Origin of the sequence: Arcicella rosea (assembly GCF_014204325.1) — a bacterium.
In the GTDB taxonomy this organism is placed as follows: domain Bacteria; phylum Bacteroidota; class Bacteroidia; order Cytophagales; family Spirosomataceae; genus Arcicella; species Arcicella rosea_A.
In genome coordinates this window covers 124,164-141,347 of sequence record NZ_JACHKT010000007.1, presented here as the reverse complement: position 1 = coordinate 141,347, position 17,184 = coordinate 124,164, and the positions used below count along the sequence as shown (strand labels likewise).

8 protein-coding genes are annotated in these 17,184 nt (G+C 36.6%); 7 read left to right on the top strand and 1 reads right to left on the bottom strand.

Features of this window, described 5'->3' with window-relative positions:
• Positions 1-27 precede the first annotated feature (27 nt).
• Together HNP25_RS06895 and HNP25_RS06890 are read left to right on the top strand one after the other, a co-directional pair.
• A complete protein-coding gene (locus HNP25_RS06895; RefSeq protein WP_184132383.1) occupies positions 28-1,800 on the top strand; it encodes a hypothetical protein in 1,773 nt (590 codons plus the stop codon).
• 68 nt (positions 1,801-1,868) lie between these two features.
• A complete protein-coding gene (locus HNP25_RS06890; protein ID WP_184132379.1) occupies positions 1,869-2,075 on the top strand; it encodes a helix-turn-helix transcriptional regulator in 207 nt (68 codons plus the stop codon).
• Between the two features lie 69 nt (positions 2,076-2,144).
• On the opposite strand, the gene HNP25_RS06885 is transcribed toward HNP25_RS06890, so the two are convergent.
• The gene (locus HNP25_RS06885; RefSeq protein ID WP_184132376.1) at positions 2,145-6,296 is read right to left on the bottom strand and encodes a hybrid sensor histidine kinase/response regulator transcription factor; all 4,152 of its coding nucleotides are present in this window, start codon (positions 6,294-6,296) and stop codon (positions 2,145-2,147) included.
• A 285-nt stretch (positions 6,297-6,581) separates the two neighbouring features.
• On the opposite strand from HNP25_RS06885, the gene HNP25_RS06880 reads away from it, so the two are divergent.
• From HNP25_RS06880 to galA, 5 genes are all read left to right on the top strand, one after another.
• Complete coding sequence (locus HNP25_RS06880; protein ID WP_184132373.1) at positions 6,582-9,569, top strand: SusC/RagA family TonB-linked outer membrane protein; 2,988 nt, start codon at positions 6,582-6,584, stop codon at positions 9,567-9,569.
• A 19-nt stretch (positions 9,570-9,588) separates the two neighbouring features.
• Positions 9,589-11,196, top strand: coding sequence for a RagB/SusD family nutrient uptake outer membrane protein (locus tag HNP25_RS06875; protein ID WP_184132370.1), 1,608 nt, complete (start codon positions 9,589-9,591; stop codon positions 11,194-11,196).
• A gap of 188 nt (positions 11,197-11,384) precedes the next feature.
• Positions 11,385-12,440, top strand: coding sequence for a SusE domain-containing protein (locus HNP25_RS06870; protein WP_184132367.1), 1,056 nt, complete (start codon positions 11,385-11,387; stop codon positions 12,438-12,440).
• A 2-nt stretch (positions 12,441-12,442) separates the two neighbouring features.
• Entirely contained in the window at positions 12,443-13,483 is a 1,041-nt protein-coding gene (locus HNP25_RS06865) for a glycoside hydrolase family 53 protein (protein ID WP_184132364.1), read from the top strand.
• Positions 13,484-13,613: 130 nt separating this feature from the next.
• Positions 13,614-17,024, top strand: a complete 3,411-nt coding sequence (gene galA / locus HNP25_RS06860) for a beta-galactosidase GalA (RefSeq protein WP_184132360.1) — start codon at positions 13,614-13,616, stop codon at positions 17,022-17,024.
• Positions 17,025-17,184 lie beyond the last annotated feature (160 nt).

Genomic DNA, 17,184 nt, shown 5'->3' with positions numbered 1-17,184 from the left:
ACAAATCATTCATTTTACTTCATAATAATGGAAAATATTACAAGAAAATCCTTTTTGCAACAATGCTTTGGCTTGGGAACGTTGGCACTTTTATCACCAATGATTGGTCATGCTCAATATATCAATACTTCGGAAGAAAATTTTTATCAACAAATCGTTCGAGCTAATAATAAAGAAGTAGCTAGATTGTTAACGGTATTTTCAACAGATATTACAGAAATTAAAAGACGTTTAGGCTTTGATTTATCCAATTTGGCAGCAGCTTATTGTGAAGTAAAATCAGACTATTATCAAAAAAGGGAGTTGGTTGTAGCAATGACCAAAATTATTCGTTTCCTCAAGAAAGCACAACAAGAAGATGGTACGCTTAATTTGGGGAATTTAGCGTCTCCGCCTGATACAGCGTTTATTTTAGACCCTCTTTGTATTGCAACGACTCTTTTAAAACAGAATGCCTCGCCCGCTTTATCAGAATTACTTTCTTTGCTGAAAGAGTTTATTTTAAAAGCTGGAGAGTCTTTGAGAGTAGGTGGAATTCATACGCCAAACCATCGTTGGGTAGTGTCGGCTGCGTTGGCTCAGATTAATGCTCTATTCCCAAATAAAGCCTACGTTGCTCGTATTGATGAGTGGCTTTCTGAAAATATTTATATTGATGGCGACGGACACTTCTTGGAACGAAGTATGATTTATTCAGAAGTAACTGATAGGTGCTTGATTACGATTGCTCGTTTATTGAAACGACCAGCATTATTAACGTCTGTTCGTAAAAATCTTCATTTAACCTATTTTTACATGGAAGCGAATGGTGATTTGGTGACGAACGATTCAAGACGACAAGACCAATTCATGACGGTTAATGCTTTGCCTTTCTATCATGATTATCGTTACTTGGCCATTCATGATAATAATGCTGAATTTGCAGCCATAACTAAGTTTATCGAAAATGTTAAAGGGTTTGATGAAAAAATCTTGGTCGATTTGTTGCCATATTGTTTGGAAGAACCCCTGTATTTAAAGCCACTTCCTGCTGTACAAAATCCATCAGTACATTTTGAGAAATTCTTTAAAACGACAAATTTGGTAAGAATTCGCCGTAACGACACAACAAGTACAATTTTTGGAGGAGCAGATTTCCCTGTAGTAATTGCTTCTGGAAGGTCAACAAATCCTACTTTTTTTACTTTTAGGAAAGGTGAAGCCATCTTAAAATATATGCGTTTTTCTACAGATTTTTTCAGTACAGGCTATTTCAGAAGTAAAGGAATTACCTACAAAGATGGCAAGTATATACTGCATCAAAGCATAGAAGCACCTTATTATCAACCTTTACCAAAGCAATTTAAAAAAGCAAATGGTGATTATAAACATGCACCAAGTACTGATGGTAGATTTTGGAATAAAATGGATTTTGCAAATCGTCCGAAAAGTAACATTAAAACCATTGATACTTCAATTAGTATTGAAGAGAAAAATGGACTACATGAGTTGACATTTACTTCAAAAGGAAGCGAAGGTGTATCTGTCACAATTGAATTATGTTTCAAAGAAGGAGGACAATTAACAGGCGTAAAAGAAATTGAAAATTCACCCAATAATTACTTTTTTGAAGGAGAAACAGCAAGCTATCGTTTTGGAAAAGACAGCATTGATTTTGGAAGTGGAATCAAGAAACATTCAAAAATTAAAGGCTTAGAAGGTGAAATGTACAGTTCGCATTTTGGTAGTTTAAAAATGGATGGAATATTTGTGTACCTGACAGGCACTACACCTTTTGAGCATAGAATGACGATTAGTTAATTTTTTATACCCTAAAAGGTATAATTGTAAGAAATCAACGGCAATTATACCTTTTAGGGTATAATTTTATGAAGATAGCTTCATATATTAAAGAAAAGCGTAAGAAATTTGGCTTAATGCAAATCGACCTTGCTGAAAAAGCTAGCGTTGGGCTTCGCTTTGTTCGTGATGTAGAACAAGGAAAAGCAAGTTTAAGGCTTGATAAAGTAAACCAAATTTTAGACCTTTTTGGTAGTGAAGTAGGTGTAATTAGAAAGGAGGTAGCCGATGAGTAGGTATATACATGAGAACGATTAGATTTCTCTTTATTATTGGTTGAGCAAATCCAATCGTTCTCGCAAAAACTATTTCTTCAAATCCTTCAAAAACTGCATCGGCGTTTTGCCAAATTCATTTTTGAAAGCCTTCGTAAAGTACGATTGCGTTTGGATGCCTACGTTGTACATTACTTCGGCAATAGCCATATTTTCTTGGGTCATTAATTGAACGGCTTTTTTCAAACGAATGGTTCGGATAAAATCACCGATGGCTTGTCCTGTCAATTCTTTTACTTTGGTATATAGTTTCGTGCGGCTCATGCCCATTTGCGAGCAGATATAATCAATATTCATTTCGGGGTTGCTTAAATGAGCTTCAATCATCCCAATCAATTCCATCAAAAAAGCTTTATCTTTCTGTGAATGAGCTAATTCCACTACTTCTGTCAACTGGTCGTTTCCATACTTTTCTTTGAGTTTTTGTTTTTGAATAAAGATATTTTTAATCGTCAATTCCAATAATTCAATGCTGATAGGTTTTGAGAAGTAAAAATCCGCTCCAGATTCTACACCCTCAATTTTTGATTCAGTCCCATCTTTTGCCGTTAGCATCAAAAAAGGAATATGACTAATTTCATCGTCTTCCTTTACTTTTTTACAAAAAATATTACCATTCATTACGGGCATCATTACATCGCTGATAATCAAGTCTGGAAAAGTTTCCTTTGCCATTTCATAGCCCAATTGTCCGTTGAGGGCTTCTATGATTTTATAATTTTTACGCAAAGTCTCTTTTAAAAAGGTTCTTAATTCATCATTATCATCTACCAGTAAAATCGTTGGTTTGGCTAATTCTTCCGATACTTTTTCTCTAACTTTTACAGAAACTTCTTCGCCAAGATTTAAAGCCACATCATATTTTGTGGAAATACTTTCAAGTTTCACCAACACTTCTTTGTTTTTAATCCATAATTCTTTTTCGGCATAATCTTCCCTTTTACAAGGAATACCAATGATAATTTCCGTGCCTTTATCTTTTTCGCTATACACCCAAATACTGCCTTTGTGCAGATTTGTCAGGCTTTTTACAAATGCCAAACCAATGCCCGAACCCAAATGTGTTTCGGTGGTTTTGTAATATCGCTCAAATAAATTGCTGATAGATTCTTTAGAAATCCCGATACCATCGTCGGCAACTCTGATGTATAAATAATGAGTACCTTGGTATTCATTCAAAATCTTTAATTCATTGCTAAATTGTGCTTGATAGTTTTCGAGTGAATCCAGTACTTGTAAAATAACGTGTTTCCCATTATCAATGTACTTGAAAGCATTACTTAATAAATTGATGATGATTTTTTCTAAAATCTGTCGATCGAACCAAGTTTCAGTCAATTGATTGTCTTGGAGTACTTCAAAAGTAATTTTTTTTTCTTGTGCCAAATCTGCGAATTCATCCGAAATTTCTTTCAAGAAAGTATTGATATTTCCTTGCATTACATTCAGTTTCAATACGCCTGATTCTACTTTTCTGAAATCCATTAATTCATTGATAAGTCCAATCAAACGGTTGGCATTTCGGTACATCAAATCATAATATGGATGTGCAGGCGAATTGGGAAATTCCTTTTTTAGTTTTTCTAAAGGCCCTAAAATCAGCGACAAAGGCGTGCGAAATTCATGCGAAATATTGGTGAAAAACTGCAACTGTTCTTGGTGAATTTCTTCTTTTTTCTGCTCTTCTAATTGCTGAATTTCTAATCTTCTTTTGAAATTGTAAAAAGCCACAATACCACTTATAATAGTAATAACCGTTAAAGCCCGAAACCACCAAGTTGCCCAAAACGGTGGCGAAATGTGTAATGCAAGCTGATAAATTTTTTCATTCCAAATGCCATCATTATTACTTGCCTTGATTTGAAAAGTATAATCTCCCGGACTCACATTCGTGTAAGATGCCTTTTTTTCTTTGCTCACGTAAATCCAATCTTTATCCCAATTTTCTAATTTATAAGCATATTGATTGTTTTCAGATGCGGTATAATTCAATGCGGCAAAGCCAAACGAAAAAGTAGATTCTTTGTAAGAAAGGTCGATAGCTTTGGCAAAGCTGATGTCTTCATTCAATGGAGTATCGTCGCTAATGGCTACTTTTTTATTAAAAATCTGAAAATCAGTAATATAAACGGGTGGAGTAAAAGTATTTGTCGTTATTTTTTGCGGATAGAAAGTATTAAAACCATTTACACCCCCAAAAAATATTTCTCCATCTTTGGTCATTAAAAAGGCATTTGCTTCAAATTCAAGTCCTTGCAGACCGTCAACGGTATTATATTTTTTGGCAAGTTTTGTTTCAGGATTGATTTTAGTAATGCCGTTTGAAGTAGCAATCCAAAAATTTCCTTCGGCATCTTCAACCATTCCTTTGATAAATTCGGTATCAAGATTTGCCTTTTCACTGAAAATTTTAAAAGTATTTTCGCCTTCATCGAATAAGTATAATCCTTTTTGCCCAACCCAAACCCTGCCTTTTTTGTCGATAAAAATGATTCTCAAATCTGGTTTTTTACTCTCGTTATTGAAGTAATGCGTAAAAGTTTGCGTTGCAATATTGTAGCGATTCAATCCGCCGTCGTCTGTGCCTATCCAAATATTGCCTTTTTTATCTTCGTTGATGGCAATAATATTATTTCCGAACAGTTGCGAGCGATTATTTTTCCCATACACCAAACGAGTAAATCGTTTTGTTTCGGTATTCAGCAGGTTCAAACCGCCAAAGTAGGTTGCTATCCAAAGGTTTTGGTGACTGTCTTCAAAAATTTGCTGAATGTAATTGGAACTGACGCTATTTTTGTCGGCAGGATTATTCAAAAAACGAGTAAAAGTATTGCTTGAACGGTTGTGCAAACTCAAGCCACCGCCCCAAGTGGCTATCCATAAATTGCCTTTTTTGTCTTCGTGAATGTCTAATACTTCGTTTGAGCCAATGGAATTTTTATTGAAAGGACTGTACTTGAAATGTTTGAAGGAATTGTTTTTTCGGTTGAATAAATTCAGTCCGCCGCCATCAGTGCCAATCCAAATATTGCCGAAACTGTCTTCACAAAAGGCTTTTACATCGTTGTAGCTCAAACTGTTTAGGTTGGGTTCTTGTCGGTAAAGCGTAAACTTTTCAGTTTGTGGCATATACAAATTGATTCCGCCACGGTGCGTACCAACCCAAAGATTACCCTGATTGTCTTCAAACAAAGCCGAAACAGTTCTTTGTGAAAGACTTTTTGGCTCGTCGGGTCTGTATTGATAATTAAAGAAAATACCCGAAACTGGGTCGAAAAGATTGAGCCCACCATTAATACAGCCAACCCAAATATTCTTTTTGGCATCTACCAAAATCATTTTTACTAAATTATTTCCAAGCGATTTCGCCACGGTTTCTTGGTGACTGTACTGTTTAATGGTATTGAGTTGATGATTGTAAATAATCAAACCATTACCATTTGTACCGATTAAAAGATTGCCTTGTCGGTCTTCATTGATACAATTGACAGCATAAGATTTTAACGAAAAAGGAAGATTTTTGAAGGCTTCAATTTCTCTGAAAGTACCACTTGCTATTTCAAAAAGCTGAATTCCACTTTCTGTTCCAACCCAAAAATTATGATTACTGTCTTCAAAAAAATAATTCACACGATTATTGGAAAGTGTATTACTTGATGATTTTTGGTGTTGAAAAGTAACAAAACTTTGGTCTTCCTGCAAAAGATTTATGCCATTGCGTGTACAAATCCACAGACGATTTTTACTGTCATTTTTGATACAGGTAATATAATTATCGCTAATACTTTTGGCTTTTTTGGCAGTATGATTGAAGCGAGTAAAAGTGTTTTTTCGCTCATCAAAACGGTTGAGTCCGTTGATTGTTCCAATCCACAAATTGCTGTTTTTGTCTTCTTGAATGTAAGTGATATAATTATCGCTGATACTGTTTTCGTCCTTAGGGTCATTCTTAAAAACGACCATTTCGTTGCCGTCGTAGCGGTTCAAACCGTCCCTTGTACCAAACCAAATAAAGCCACGACTATCCTGATAAATACTTTCGATAGTGCTGTTTGAAAGCCCCTGTTCGTTGGTAATATGTTTGAATTTTAAGTTCGGAATTTGTGCAAAAGTAATGCCACCTAAACAAAAGTATAGGAAAGTAAAACGAAGAAGAAAAGTAATTGGCTTGATTGGGAACATTAAATAAGAATGCTGAAATGTGAATGTTGAGTTTTGAATTTTAAAGAAAAATGATTGAGTATAAGTGCGGGATTGTCTTGGGATTTCAAATTCACAAATGCCATTCACTATTCAGTACTGATACTTCATCTAAAATAAATCATTTTTTGTGTTGAATCGTTCATTTCCCAAAATTAGAACAATAGCACCAAAATTATGATTGCTGAGATAAATCTGAGCAAAAAATCCTCTCTAATTTTGACTTTTAAAATAATTAATAGTATTTTATTTATAATAAGAATGGAGATGAGAAAAAAATTATTGTACTATGTCTTGATAGTCATTAGTATTTTAAGCAATCTAAATGCCAATGCACAAGACAGGGTGATAACAGGAAAGGTAGTAGATTCGGCAGAATCGAGTATTCCTGGAGTAAGTATCACGGTGAAAAATAAGAAGACGGCAGCCATTAGCGATGCTAAAGGAGAATTTAAAATAAAGGCTACAACAGGCGATATTTTAGTGATTAGTTCTATTGGTTATACTAAATTAGAAGTGCCAGTAAGTACTGCTACCACAATGAATATTGTATTGGCAGTAAATAATACAGCTTTAGACGAAGTAGTAGTGGTTGGTTATGGAACGTCTCGTAAAAAAGACTTGACGGGAGCAGTTACGACCATTAATGCAAAAGATTTTCAGACGGGGGCAATCACTACGCCTGAACAATTGATAGCTGGTAAAGTGCCGGGTGTTTCTATTATTTCAAACAGCGGTCAGCCCGGAGCAGGAAGTACCATTCGTATTCGTGGCGGTTCGTCGTTGAGTGCCAGTAATAATCCTTTGTTTGTGATTGATGGCGTGCCTTTAGAAGGTGAAGGTGGCATCTCTGGAGCATCGAATCCATTAAGTTTTATCAATCCAAACGATATTGAAACTTTCACGGTGTTGAAAGATGCTTCGGCAGCAGCGATTTATGGAACAAGAGCTTCAAACGGTGTAATTATCATCACGACAAAAAAAGGAAAAAGTGGAGCAATGCGAGTGAATTTTTCTTCGACAAATTCTACCTCAAGTATTACCAAACAAGTAAGTGTTTTGAGTGCCGATGAATTTCGTGCCATTGTGAACGAAAAAGGAACGGCGGTCCAAAAAATGATGCTTGGCAAAGCTAATACCAATTGGCAAGATGTAATTTACCAAACCGCATTTATGACCGACAATAACCTAAGTTTGGGCGGAGAAGTAGCAAAATTGCCATACAGAATTTCATTAGGATTTCAGGACCAAACGGGAGTTTTGAAAACGGATAAATTACAAAGAACCTCTTTGTCCATTGCTTTGAATCCTACTTTTTTTGATAATCACTTAAAAGTAGATATTAGCTTGAAAGGAAGTATGCAAAAGGCAAGATTTGCAGCTTTGGGTGCAATCGGTTCTGCCATTAGTTTCGACCCAACTCAACCCGTTTACGCTACAGAAAATCCACAGAGATTTGGCGGTTACTATGAATGGTTGGATAAAACCAGTGCCACAGGTTTAATGAATTTGGCAGGAAGAAATCCATTGGGACAATTAGAACAACGTTTTGATGAAAGTACGCCACAAAGAAGTATCGGCAATATTCAGTTTGATTATAAATTCCATTTCTTGCCAGAACTAAGAGCCAATTTGAACATTGGTTATGATGTTGCAAAAGGAGCAGGAACGGTATATGTCTCAGACAGTGCAGCCATTGGTTATGTAGCAGGTGGCGTTGGAGGTACAAACAATACTTATAAACAAACAAAACAAAATACACTTTTAGAATTTTACTTGAACTATGCCAAAGAATTGAAAGCCATCAAAAGTAAATTTGATGTAATGGCTGGCTACTCGTTTAATAATTACCAAACCACTAATTATAATTACGCAAGTTACAATGCAGCGGGTGTGAAGTACCCTAATACTGACCCCGCTTTTCCATTCGATAAGCCTGAAAATACTTTAATTTCCTTCTTCGGTCGTGCGAATTATTCTTTGAATGACCGCTACTTTTTAACGGCAACGCTTCGTCGTGATGGTTCTTCACGCTTTGCACCTGCCAACAGATGGGGACTTTTCCCTTCAATCGCTTTGGCTTGGAACATCAAAGACGAAGCTTTCTTGGCAAGTAGTAAAGTGATTTCAGCCCTTAAACTTCGTACAAGTTATGGCGTTACGGGTCAGCAAGATGGTATCGGAAACTATGATTATTACTCTTATTTTGCTTTGAGTGCGGCAAATGCGACTTATCCATTTGGAGATACTTATTATCAAGGTTATCGTCCGGGCGGTTTTTACAGCAATCGTAAATGGGAAGAAACAGCTTCAAAAAATATTGCTTTAGACTATGGTTTATTTGATAACCGAGTAAAAGGTAGCATTGATTTTTATGTAAAAAATACTAAGGATTTATTGAACAACATTCCACAGCCTGCTGGTGCGAATTTCTCGGCTTTTATTGTGGCAAATGTTGGCTCAATGGAAAACAAAGGGGTTGAATTTAACATCGGAACGCAAATTATCAGAACGAATAATTTGACTTGGAACTTAGATTTCAACGCTACTTATAATAAAAATACGATTACCAACTTAACGGTAATTCCTCAAGATAAAAATTATCCAGGCTTCCCTTCTGGTGGAATTGCTGGCGGTGTAGGCGGACAGTTTGCCTTTATCAATGCCGTAGGGTTCAGTAGAAATACTTTCAATTTGTACCAACAAGTATATAATGAAGCAGGAAAACCCGTTGAAGGTGTTTTTGTTGACCAAAATGGCGATGGCATCATCAATCAAGATGACCTTTACAAAGGCAAAAGTTCTGTACCCAAAGTATTCTTGGGCTTGAGCAACTCGGTGAATTATAAGAAATGGAATTTAGGTTTTGTAATGCGTGCTTCGTTCGACAACTATGTGTATAACAATAACTTTAGTCAAAGTGGAGTATTAAATCAAATTTTGGGAAATAACGTCCTTTACAATGCTTCAAGTAATTATTTAGAAACGCAATTCAAAGGCAATAGTCAACAATTATTGAGCGATTATTATATTCAAAATGCTTCGTTCCTAAGAATGGATAATGCCAACCTAAGTTATGATTTGGGCAAATTCTTGAAAAACAGCAATGCCAATTTACGCATCAATGCAAGCGTTCAGAATGTTTTTGTGATTACAAAATACAAAGGTTTAGACCCAGAAGTAGCTTCGGGAATTGACAATAATGTGTATCCACGTCCACGTACCATTGCTTTAGGATTGAATCTTGATTTTTAATAAAAATTCAACAAGAAAAATGAAATTAAACTATATAAAAATAGCCGTAGCAAGTGTAATCGTCTTGATGACAAACGCTTGTACTGATAAATTGGATTTGTTACCAACCAATGATATTACTGCCGAAACAGTGTATAAAACGCCACTGGGCTACAAACAAGCTTTGGCAAAAGTATATTCCGCTTTCGCCCTGACGGGAAATACGGGCGGAACGGGAAGTCCAGATATTCCTTCACAAATTATTTCAGATGAAGGGAACTCAGATTTCTTGAGATTATACTGGAATTTACAAGAATTAACTACTGACGAAGCCGCTTGGACTTGGCAAAATGATGCAGGCGTAAAAGGTTTAAAAGAAATGAGCTGGTCGGCGGTGAATCCGATTATCAACGGAATTTATTATCGTGCCTTTTTCCAAATTACGCTTTGTAATGACTTCATTCGCCAGTCGTCTGACGAAAATCTAAGCAAAAGAGGGATTTCGGGAGCAGATGCCGAAAACATCAGAAAGTACCGTGCAGAAGCAAGATTTATTCGTGCCTATCAATATTGGGTTTTGATGGATTTATTCGGAAATCCGCCATTTGTTACTGAAAACGATGCTATCGGAGCAACTTTGCCAAAACAAATTCAGCGTAAAGAATTGTTTACTTATATCGAAACAGAATTAAAAGCGATTGAAAATGATTTATTGGCAAAAGGGCAAAATGAGTACCCACGTGCCGAAAAACCAGCCGCTTGGGCATTGTTGGCTCGTTTGTATTTGAATGCCGAGGTTTACACGGGAACGGCAAAATATACAGAAGCCATTACTTATGCCAATAAAATAAAATCAGCATCTTTTTCACTGCATCCCAACTATCGTGAATTGACTTTGGCAGACAATCATTTGAATACCACTGAAAATATTTTTATGATTGCTTACGATGCTACACATACGCAAAACTGGGGCGGCACTACTTATTTAACTCACGGGCCTGCCGCAGTGCCGGGAGATATTTCTGGAACGAGTGGTAACTGGGGCGGTTTGCGTCATACCAACAATTTTGTGGATTTATTCAGTGATGAATCTGGCAATACCGACCAAAGAGCGATGTTTTATACCGTAGGGCAAAATCGTTTGATGGCAGATTTATACACAGGAACAGACGGTTATTCTTCAACAAAATATAGAAATAAAACCCGCACAGGTGCAAAAGCACCTAATGCTGACCCATCTGGCAACTGGACGGACATAGATTTTCCTTTGTTCAGATTGGGAGAAATCAATTTGATTTATGCCGAAGCTGTGCTAAGAGGTGGAACAGGTGGCGATTTGGCTACTGCTCTTACTTATATCAACCAATTGAGAACCAGAGCTTACGGCGGAAAAACGACTGGCAATATTACCGCTTCGCAACTGACACTTGATTTTATTTTGGCAGAAAGAGGAAGAGAATTATACTACGAAGCTCATCGCAGAACGGATTTGATTCGCTTTAAAAAATTCACGACCAGTGCGTACTTGTGGGTTTGGAAAGGCGGAGTTGCCAATGGTAGAGCCGTGGAAGACAAGTATAATCTTTTCCCGATACCTTCAAATGATTTATCATCAAATCCAAATTTGGTACAGAATCAGGGGTATTAATTACACATCTAGTTGACTCTCAAAGTTAAATATATATTAATGTCCAGACTGTAATGAGTCTCCTAACCACTATTCCCCTTTCTATTTTGAGAGGGGAAATTTAGGAATCACAACAGTTACATGAACTTTGAGAATGGCTATCGATTTAAAAATGTATAGAACAACGATTAAAGCAATCATATACTATCATGAAAAATATATTTAAAATACTTTCATTGTGCCTCTTGAGCATGGGTATTTTTTCTTGTGAAAACAACGAAATCAAAACTGTAATGAGCAATCAAGGCGAATCTCCAGTGCTAAGTGCTTCTAAAACGAGCTATGTACTTACAGCATTGAGTGCGAATGATTCAACAGTTGCATTTTCTTGGAATCGTTCAAATTATGGATTTCAAGCTGCTGTACGTTATACTTTACAAATTGCTAAAGCGGGAACCAGCTTTGCTACTCCTAAAGAAATTACTTTAGGGAATACTTTACAATTAAAGTACACTACGGCTGATTTCAATCAATTAGCAATCATTCAAGGACTAAAACCTAATAATTTAGGTCAGTTAGAAGTAAGAGTAAAATCTTATATTTCAGATGCTGTGGCTGATATTTATTCAAATACTGTTATGCTATCGGTTACTCCTTATTTAGTTGTGATTAATTATCCATCACTTTGGGTAGCAGGCGATTTTCAAGGTTGGAATCCTGCAACTGCTCCTAAAATTTCTTCAAGAAATTCAAATGGAATTTACGAAGGTTATGTCAATATTGTAGGCGGAACTCGTCAGTTCAAATACACCAGTCAGCCAGATTGGAACGGAACAAGTTATGGCTGGGCAAGTAGCACCAGCACAGGTAGCGATGTAACTGGTACTTTTAGTAGCTCAGGCGGGAATTTATTTGTACCCGAAGACGGTTTCTATTTATTGAAAGGAAATACCAACAACAATACTTGGAGTGCCACCAAAACTACTTGGGGAATTATTGGTGATGCCACCGCAAACGGCTGGTCGGATGATGTAAAAATGACTTACGATGCCACCAAAAATGTTTGGAAAATAACCACTACTTTGAAAGCAGGTGCTTTGAAGTTCAGAGCCAACGGTGCTTGGGCAATTAATATGGGTGATACTGGATCAGATTTAAGTTTGGAATATGATGGCGATAACATTATTATTCCAGCTAATTTAGCAGGAACACGTACCATTACTTTAGATTTAAAAGCAGGAAATTATACTTATACCATCGAATAAATATGAACAAAATCATCAATTTTATTGCCTTTTCACTTTTGTTATTGTCTTGTAGCAATACTCCAGAAGTAGTAAAACCTGTTGTAGAACCGCCCGTTTCAAACTTTGCGAAAGGTGCAGACATCAGTTGGATAACTGAAATGGAAGCTTCAGGAAGAAAATTCTACGATAAATCGGGTAAAGAAACAGAGTGTTTTGCCCTAATGAAGGCTTTGGGCATGAACTCTATTCGTTTGAGAGTTTGGGTAAATCCTTCGCCTGCTTATAATAACACTGCCGATGTAGTGGTGAAAGCTTTACGTGCTAAAAGCTTAGGTTTCAGAATCATGATTGATTTTCATTATAGCGATAATTGGGCCGACCCTGGCAAACAAACCAAACCTGCGGCTTGGAATAATTTGGATTTAGCAGGCTTGAAATCAGCCATTGGAACACATACAACGGAGGTTTTGACAGAACTCAAGAAAAATGGCATTACGCCAGAATGGGTACAAGTAGGCAACGAAACCAATGATGGAATGCTTTGGCCAACAGGAAGAGCGTCAACAAATATGAGTAATTTTGCCCAAATGATTAATGCTGGTTATGATGCTGTTAAAGCTGTTTTCCCCACAGCAAAAGTAATCGTTCATATTTCTAATGGCTATGATAATCAATTGTTTAGATGGATGTTCGACGGACTAAAAACTAATGGAGCAAAGTATGATGTAATCGGAATGTCACTGTACCCAACTTTCGCACCAGATTATGCGACAGGCGGTTGGGCGAAAGTAAATCAGCAATGTTTAACGAACATGAACGACATGATAACACGCTACAACAAAGAAGTAATGATTGTAGAAGTTGGAATGCCGTGGGACAGTGCCGCAGAATGTAAATTGTTTGTCAGCGATATTATTGCCAAAACCAAATCACTCAGCAATGAAAAAGGCTTGGGCGTATTGTACTGGGAGCCACAAGCTTATAATTGGGTTGGCTATACTTTAGGAGCGTTCGATAATTCGGGAAAACCGACGGTAGCTATGGATGCTTTCTTGCCTTAATTGAAAATGTTTTTTGGGTTGAAAATCATTTTTGTTAATCGTAAATGAGTATGCGGAATACTTGTTTACTTAAATTTCCTCTGATTCCTCAGAGGAAATTTTTTTAACAATTTCTTACTTTTAAATAATTATGCAAAATCATAAATGTACCTTTTTAACAGGAATTTTTCTGTTATGCTTGTCCTCTGTTTTATCGTTTTCACAAATCACAAATAGGCAAAGAATTAATTTTGATAAAGATTGGAAATTTCATTTTGGACATACTTCTAATCCTGAAAAAGACTTTAATTATAGCATTACAAAGGCTTTTGTAAAGTCTGGAATTGCTGAAAATTCTGCGATTGAGCCAAAGTTTAAAGATGAAAAATGGGAAAAAGTAAACCTTCCACACGATTGGGTAGCTGATTTACCTTTTGTAAAATCAGAAGATTTGAATGTTGAGGCACACGGTTTTAAACCTGTGGGCGGTTTATTTCCAGAAACTTCGGTGGGTTGGTACAGAAAAAACTTCAAAGTAGCTCCAGCTGATTCTGGCAGTCGTTTCCAAATTCAATTTGATGGAATTTTCAGAGATGCTAACATTTGGATAAATGGTTTTTACTTAGGAAATAACAAAAGTGGTTATTTGGGTGTCGCTTACGATATTACTGATTTTATTAATTTCAAACGTGAAAATGTCATTGTCGTTCGGGCGGATGCTTCGCAGTATGAAGGTTGGTTTTATGAAGGTGCAGGCATTTATCGTCACGTTTGGTTGAATAAATATTCAAATTTGCACATCAATACCGACGGAATTTTTGCTCATGCGAAAATTCAAGACAATAAAGCGACAATCAATATTGAAACTTCTGTCAGTAATGAAAATTTTGCCTCAGCCAATTATACTCTTACTTCGTATTTGCTTGATAGGACTGGAAAAATCGTAGGAAAATCTGCTGAACAGGCTTTAAATCAAAATGCTTTAGAAGAAAAAACGACCAAACAGAGTTTTATCGTCAACAATCCAAGACTTTGGAATTTGGAAGACCCATACTTGTATAAAGTATTGGTTGAACTGAAATCGAATGGTCAAATTATTGATAAACAAAGCTTTAAATTTGGCATCAGAACCATCGAAGTAAAAAGTAATGGCGTTTTCTTGAATGGGAAATATGTGAAAATTCTGGGAACAAACAATCACCAAGACCACGCAGGCTTGGGAAGTGCTTTACCTGATTATTTGCAATATTATCGCATCAGTTTATTGAAAAATATGGGTTCAAATGCTTACCGAACCAGTCACAATGCCCCAACGCCAGAATTATTAGCGGCTTGCGATAGTTTGGGAATGTTGGTAATGGACGAACAGCGTTTACTCAACAGCGGTACAGAATACATCACTCAATTTGAACGCCTTATCAAACGTGACCGAAACCATGCCTCAATTTTTATGTGGAGTATCGGAAATGAAGAAGGAGGCATTCAAACCAATACTTTTGGCAAAAGAATCGCTCTGACGCTCATCGAAAAACAAAAGCAATTAGACCCAACTCGTACTTGTACTTATGCTGCCGATTTAGCCAATGTTTTTCATGGCGTAAACGAAGTAATTCCTGTAAGAGGATTTAATTATCGTCAATTTGGCGTAGCCGATTATCATAAAGAGCACCCGAATCAACCCATTATCGGAACAGAAATGGGAAGTACTTTAACGACCAGAGGAATTTATGAAAAAGATACTATCAGAGCTTATGTGCCAGACCAAGATATTACTGCTCCGTGGTGGGCAAGTACGGCAGAAGAATGGTGGAAATTGGCGGCTACGAATGATTTTTGGTTAGGCGGTTTTATTTGGACAGGCTTCGATTACCGTGGTGAACCAACGCCTTATCGTTGGCCAAATGTCAATTCTCATTTTGGCGTAATGGACGTTTGCGGTTTTCCTAAAAACATCTATTATTATTATCAAAGCTGGTGGACCGACAAAGATATACTTCACATCAGTCCGCATTGGAACTGGCAAGGAAAAGAAGGTCAGCCGATTGATGTTTGGGTAAACAGCAATGCCGATGACGTAGAGTTATTCTTGAATGGCAAAAGTTTAGGTAAAAAAGAAATGCCAAGAAACGGACATTTGCAATGGGCTGTAAATTATCAAGCAGGAAAATTAGAAGCCATTGCTTATAAAAAAGGTAGAAAACTAAGGGCAAAAGTTGAGACAACTTCAAACCCAGTGGAAGTAGTCGTTACGCCATATAAAACCACTACTTTGGCTGATGGAAATGATGTAAGTATAATCAATATCAGCGTGATAGATAAAGATGGGAGGGAAGTACCCAATGCGGATAATATGATTAAATTTTCAATCAAAGGAGATGCAAAAATTATCGGTGTTGGCAATGGTGACCCAAGTAGCCACGAACCCGATAAATGTGTGGATGGTGCTTGGCAAAGAGCTTTATTCAATGGAAAATGTCAGGTAATTGTGCAGGCAGGCACAAAGCCAGATTTGATAAAATTTGAAGCAACAGCCGCAGGACTTTATACAGGTTCAACAGATATTATGACGATTGCTCCAGAAAATACGACTAAAATTACGATTGATAAAAGCTATGAATTGAAAGGAGAAGCCGCAAAAGCTCGTCCAGTCGATAAAATGATAGGGGCAGACATTTCATTTTTACCTGAATTAGAAGCAAAAAACATCAAGTTTTCTGACAAAGGAATTGAAAAAGATGCCATCCAGATTTTGAAAGATCATGGTTTCAATTACGTTCGTTTACGTATTTTCCACAATCCTGCCGATGTAGATGGATACTCACCACAAAAAGGCTTTTGTGATTTGGAGCAAACCAAAAAAATGGCAAAAAGAGTAAAAGAAGCAGGTTTAAAACTCTTGCTTGATTTCCATTACAGCGATACTTGGGCAGATCCAGGCAAGCAATACAAACCCAAAGCTTGGTCTGGTTTAGCGTTCACAGATTTGAAAAAATCTTTGTTTGAATATACCCAACAAGTAATGCAAGCTTTGAAAAATCAAGGAACTATGCCAGATATGGTGCAGATTGGCAACGAAATCAATCATGGTATCGTTTGGCCAGATGGCAGTGTGAAAAATTTGGATGAATTAGCACAATTACTAAATGCAGGAACTGCGGCTGTAAAATCTGTTGACCCAACAATAACCATGATGTTACACGTAGCTTTGGGCGGACAAAACCATGAATCCGTGAATTTTATTGATGCGATGTTGGCAAGAGGCGTACATTTTGACGTAATTGGCGAATCTTATTATCCAAAATGGCACGGAACAACGGACGATTTAAGAGATAATCTCAGCAATCTTATTCAGCGTTATAACAAAGACGTCATCGTAGTAGAATACTCTCAGTTAAAAGACGATGTGAATGCGGTTGCTTTCAATTTACCCAATGGCAAAGGAAAAGGCACTTGTATTTGGGAACCGCTCAGTACTTGGGAAGCTTTCTTTGAAAAAGATGGTAAATCGAACAAATTTCTAGGCATTTACGATGAACTTTCTAAGCAGTTTTTAGTTAAATAAACTTAAAGCCTAACCACCAATTATAATTTGAAATTAAAAGCTCCTTGAATGTTTTGGGAATCAATCCTAAAATATTCAAAGAGCTTTTTTGTATTTATTTTTGATAACTTTTTAATTATATTATTTAACATAATCATAATTATAAATCTTTTTCTCAAAA

Excerpts from the sequence above, each read along its gene's own strand:
- HNP25_RS06880 (WP_184132373.1), top strand. The coding sequence starts at position 6,582 with ATGAGAAAAAAATTATTGTACTATGTCTTGATAGTCATTAGTATTTTA.
- HNP25_RS06865 (WP_184132364.1), top strand. The coding sequence starts at position 12,443 with ATGAACAAAATCATCAATTTTATTGCCTTTTCACTTTTGTTATTGTCT.
- HNP25_RS06895 (WP_184132383.1), top strand. The coding sequence starts at position 28 with ATGGAAAATATTACAAGAAAATCCTTTTTGCAACAATGCTTTGGCTTG.
- galA (WP_184132360.1), top strand. The coding sequence starts at position 13,614 with ATGCAAAATCATAAATGTACCTTTTTAACAGGAATTTTTCTGTTATGC.
- HNP25_RS06870 (WP_184132367.1), top strand. The coding sequence starts at position 11,385 with ATGAAAAATATATTTAAAATACTTTCATTGTGCCTCTTGAGCATGGGT.
- HNP25_RS06890 (WP_184132379.1), top strand. The coding sequence starts at position 1,869 with ATGAAGATAGCTTCATATATTAAAGAAAAGCGTAAGAAATTTGGCTTA.
- HNP25_RS06875 (WP_184132370.1), top strand. The coding sequence starts at position 9,589 with ATGAAATTAAACTATATAAAAATAGCCGTAGCAAGTGTAATCGTCTTG.
- HNP25_RS06885 (WP_184132376.1), bottom strand. The coding sequence starts at position 6,296 with ATGTTCCCAATCAAGCCAATTACTTTTCTTCTTCGTTTTACTTTCCTA.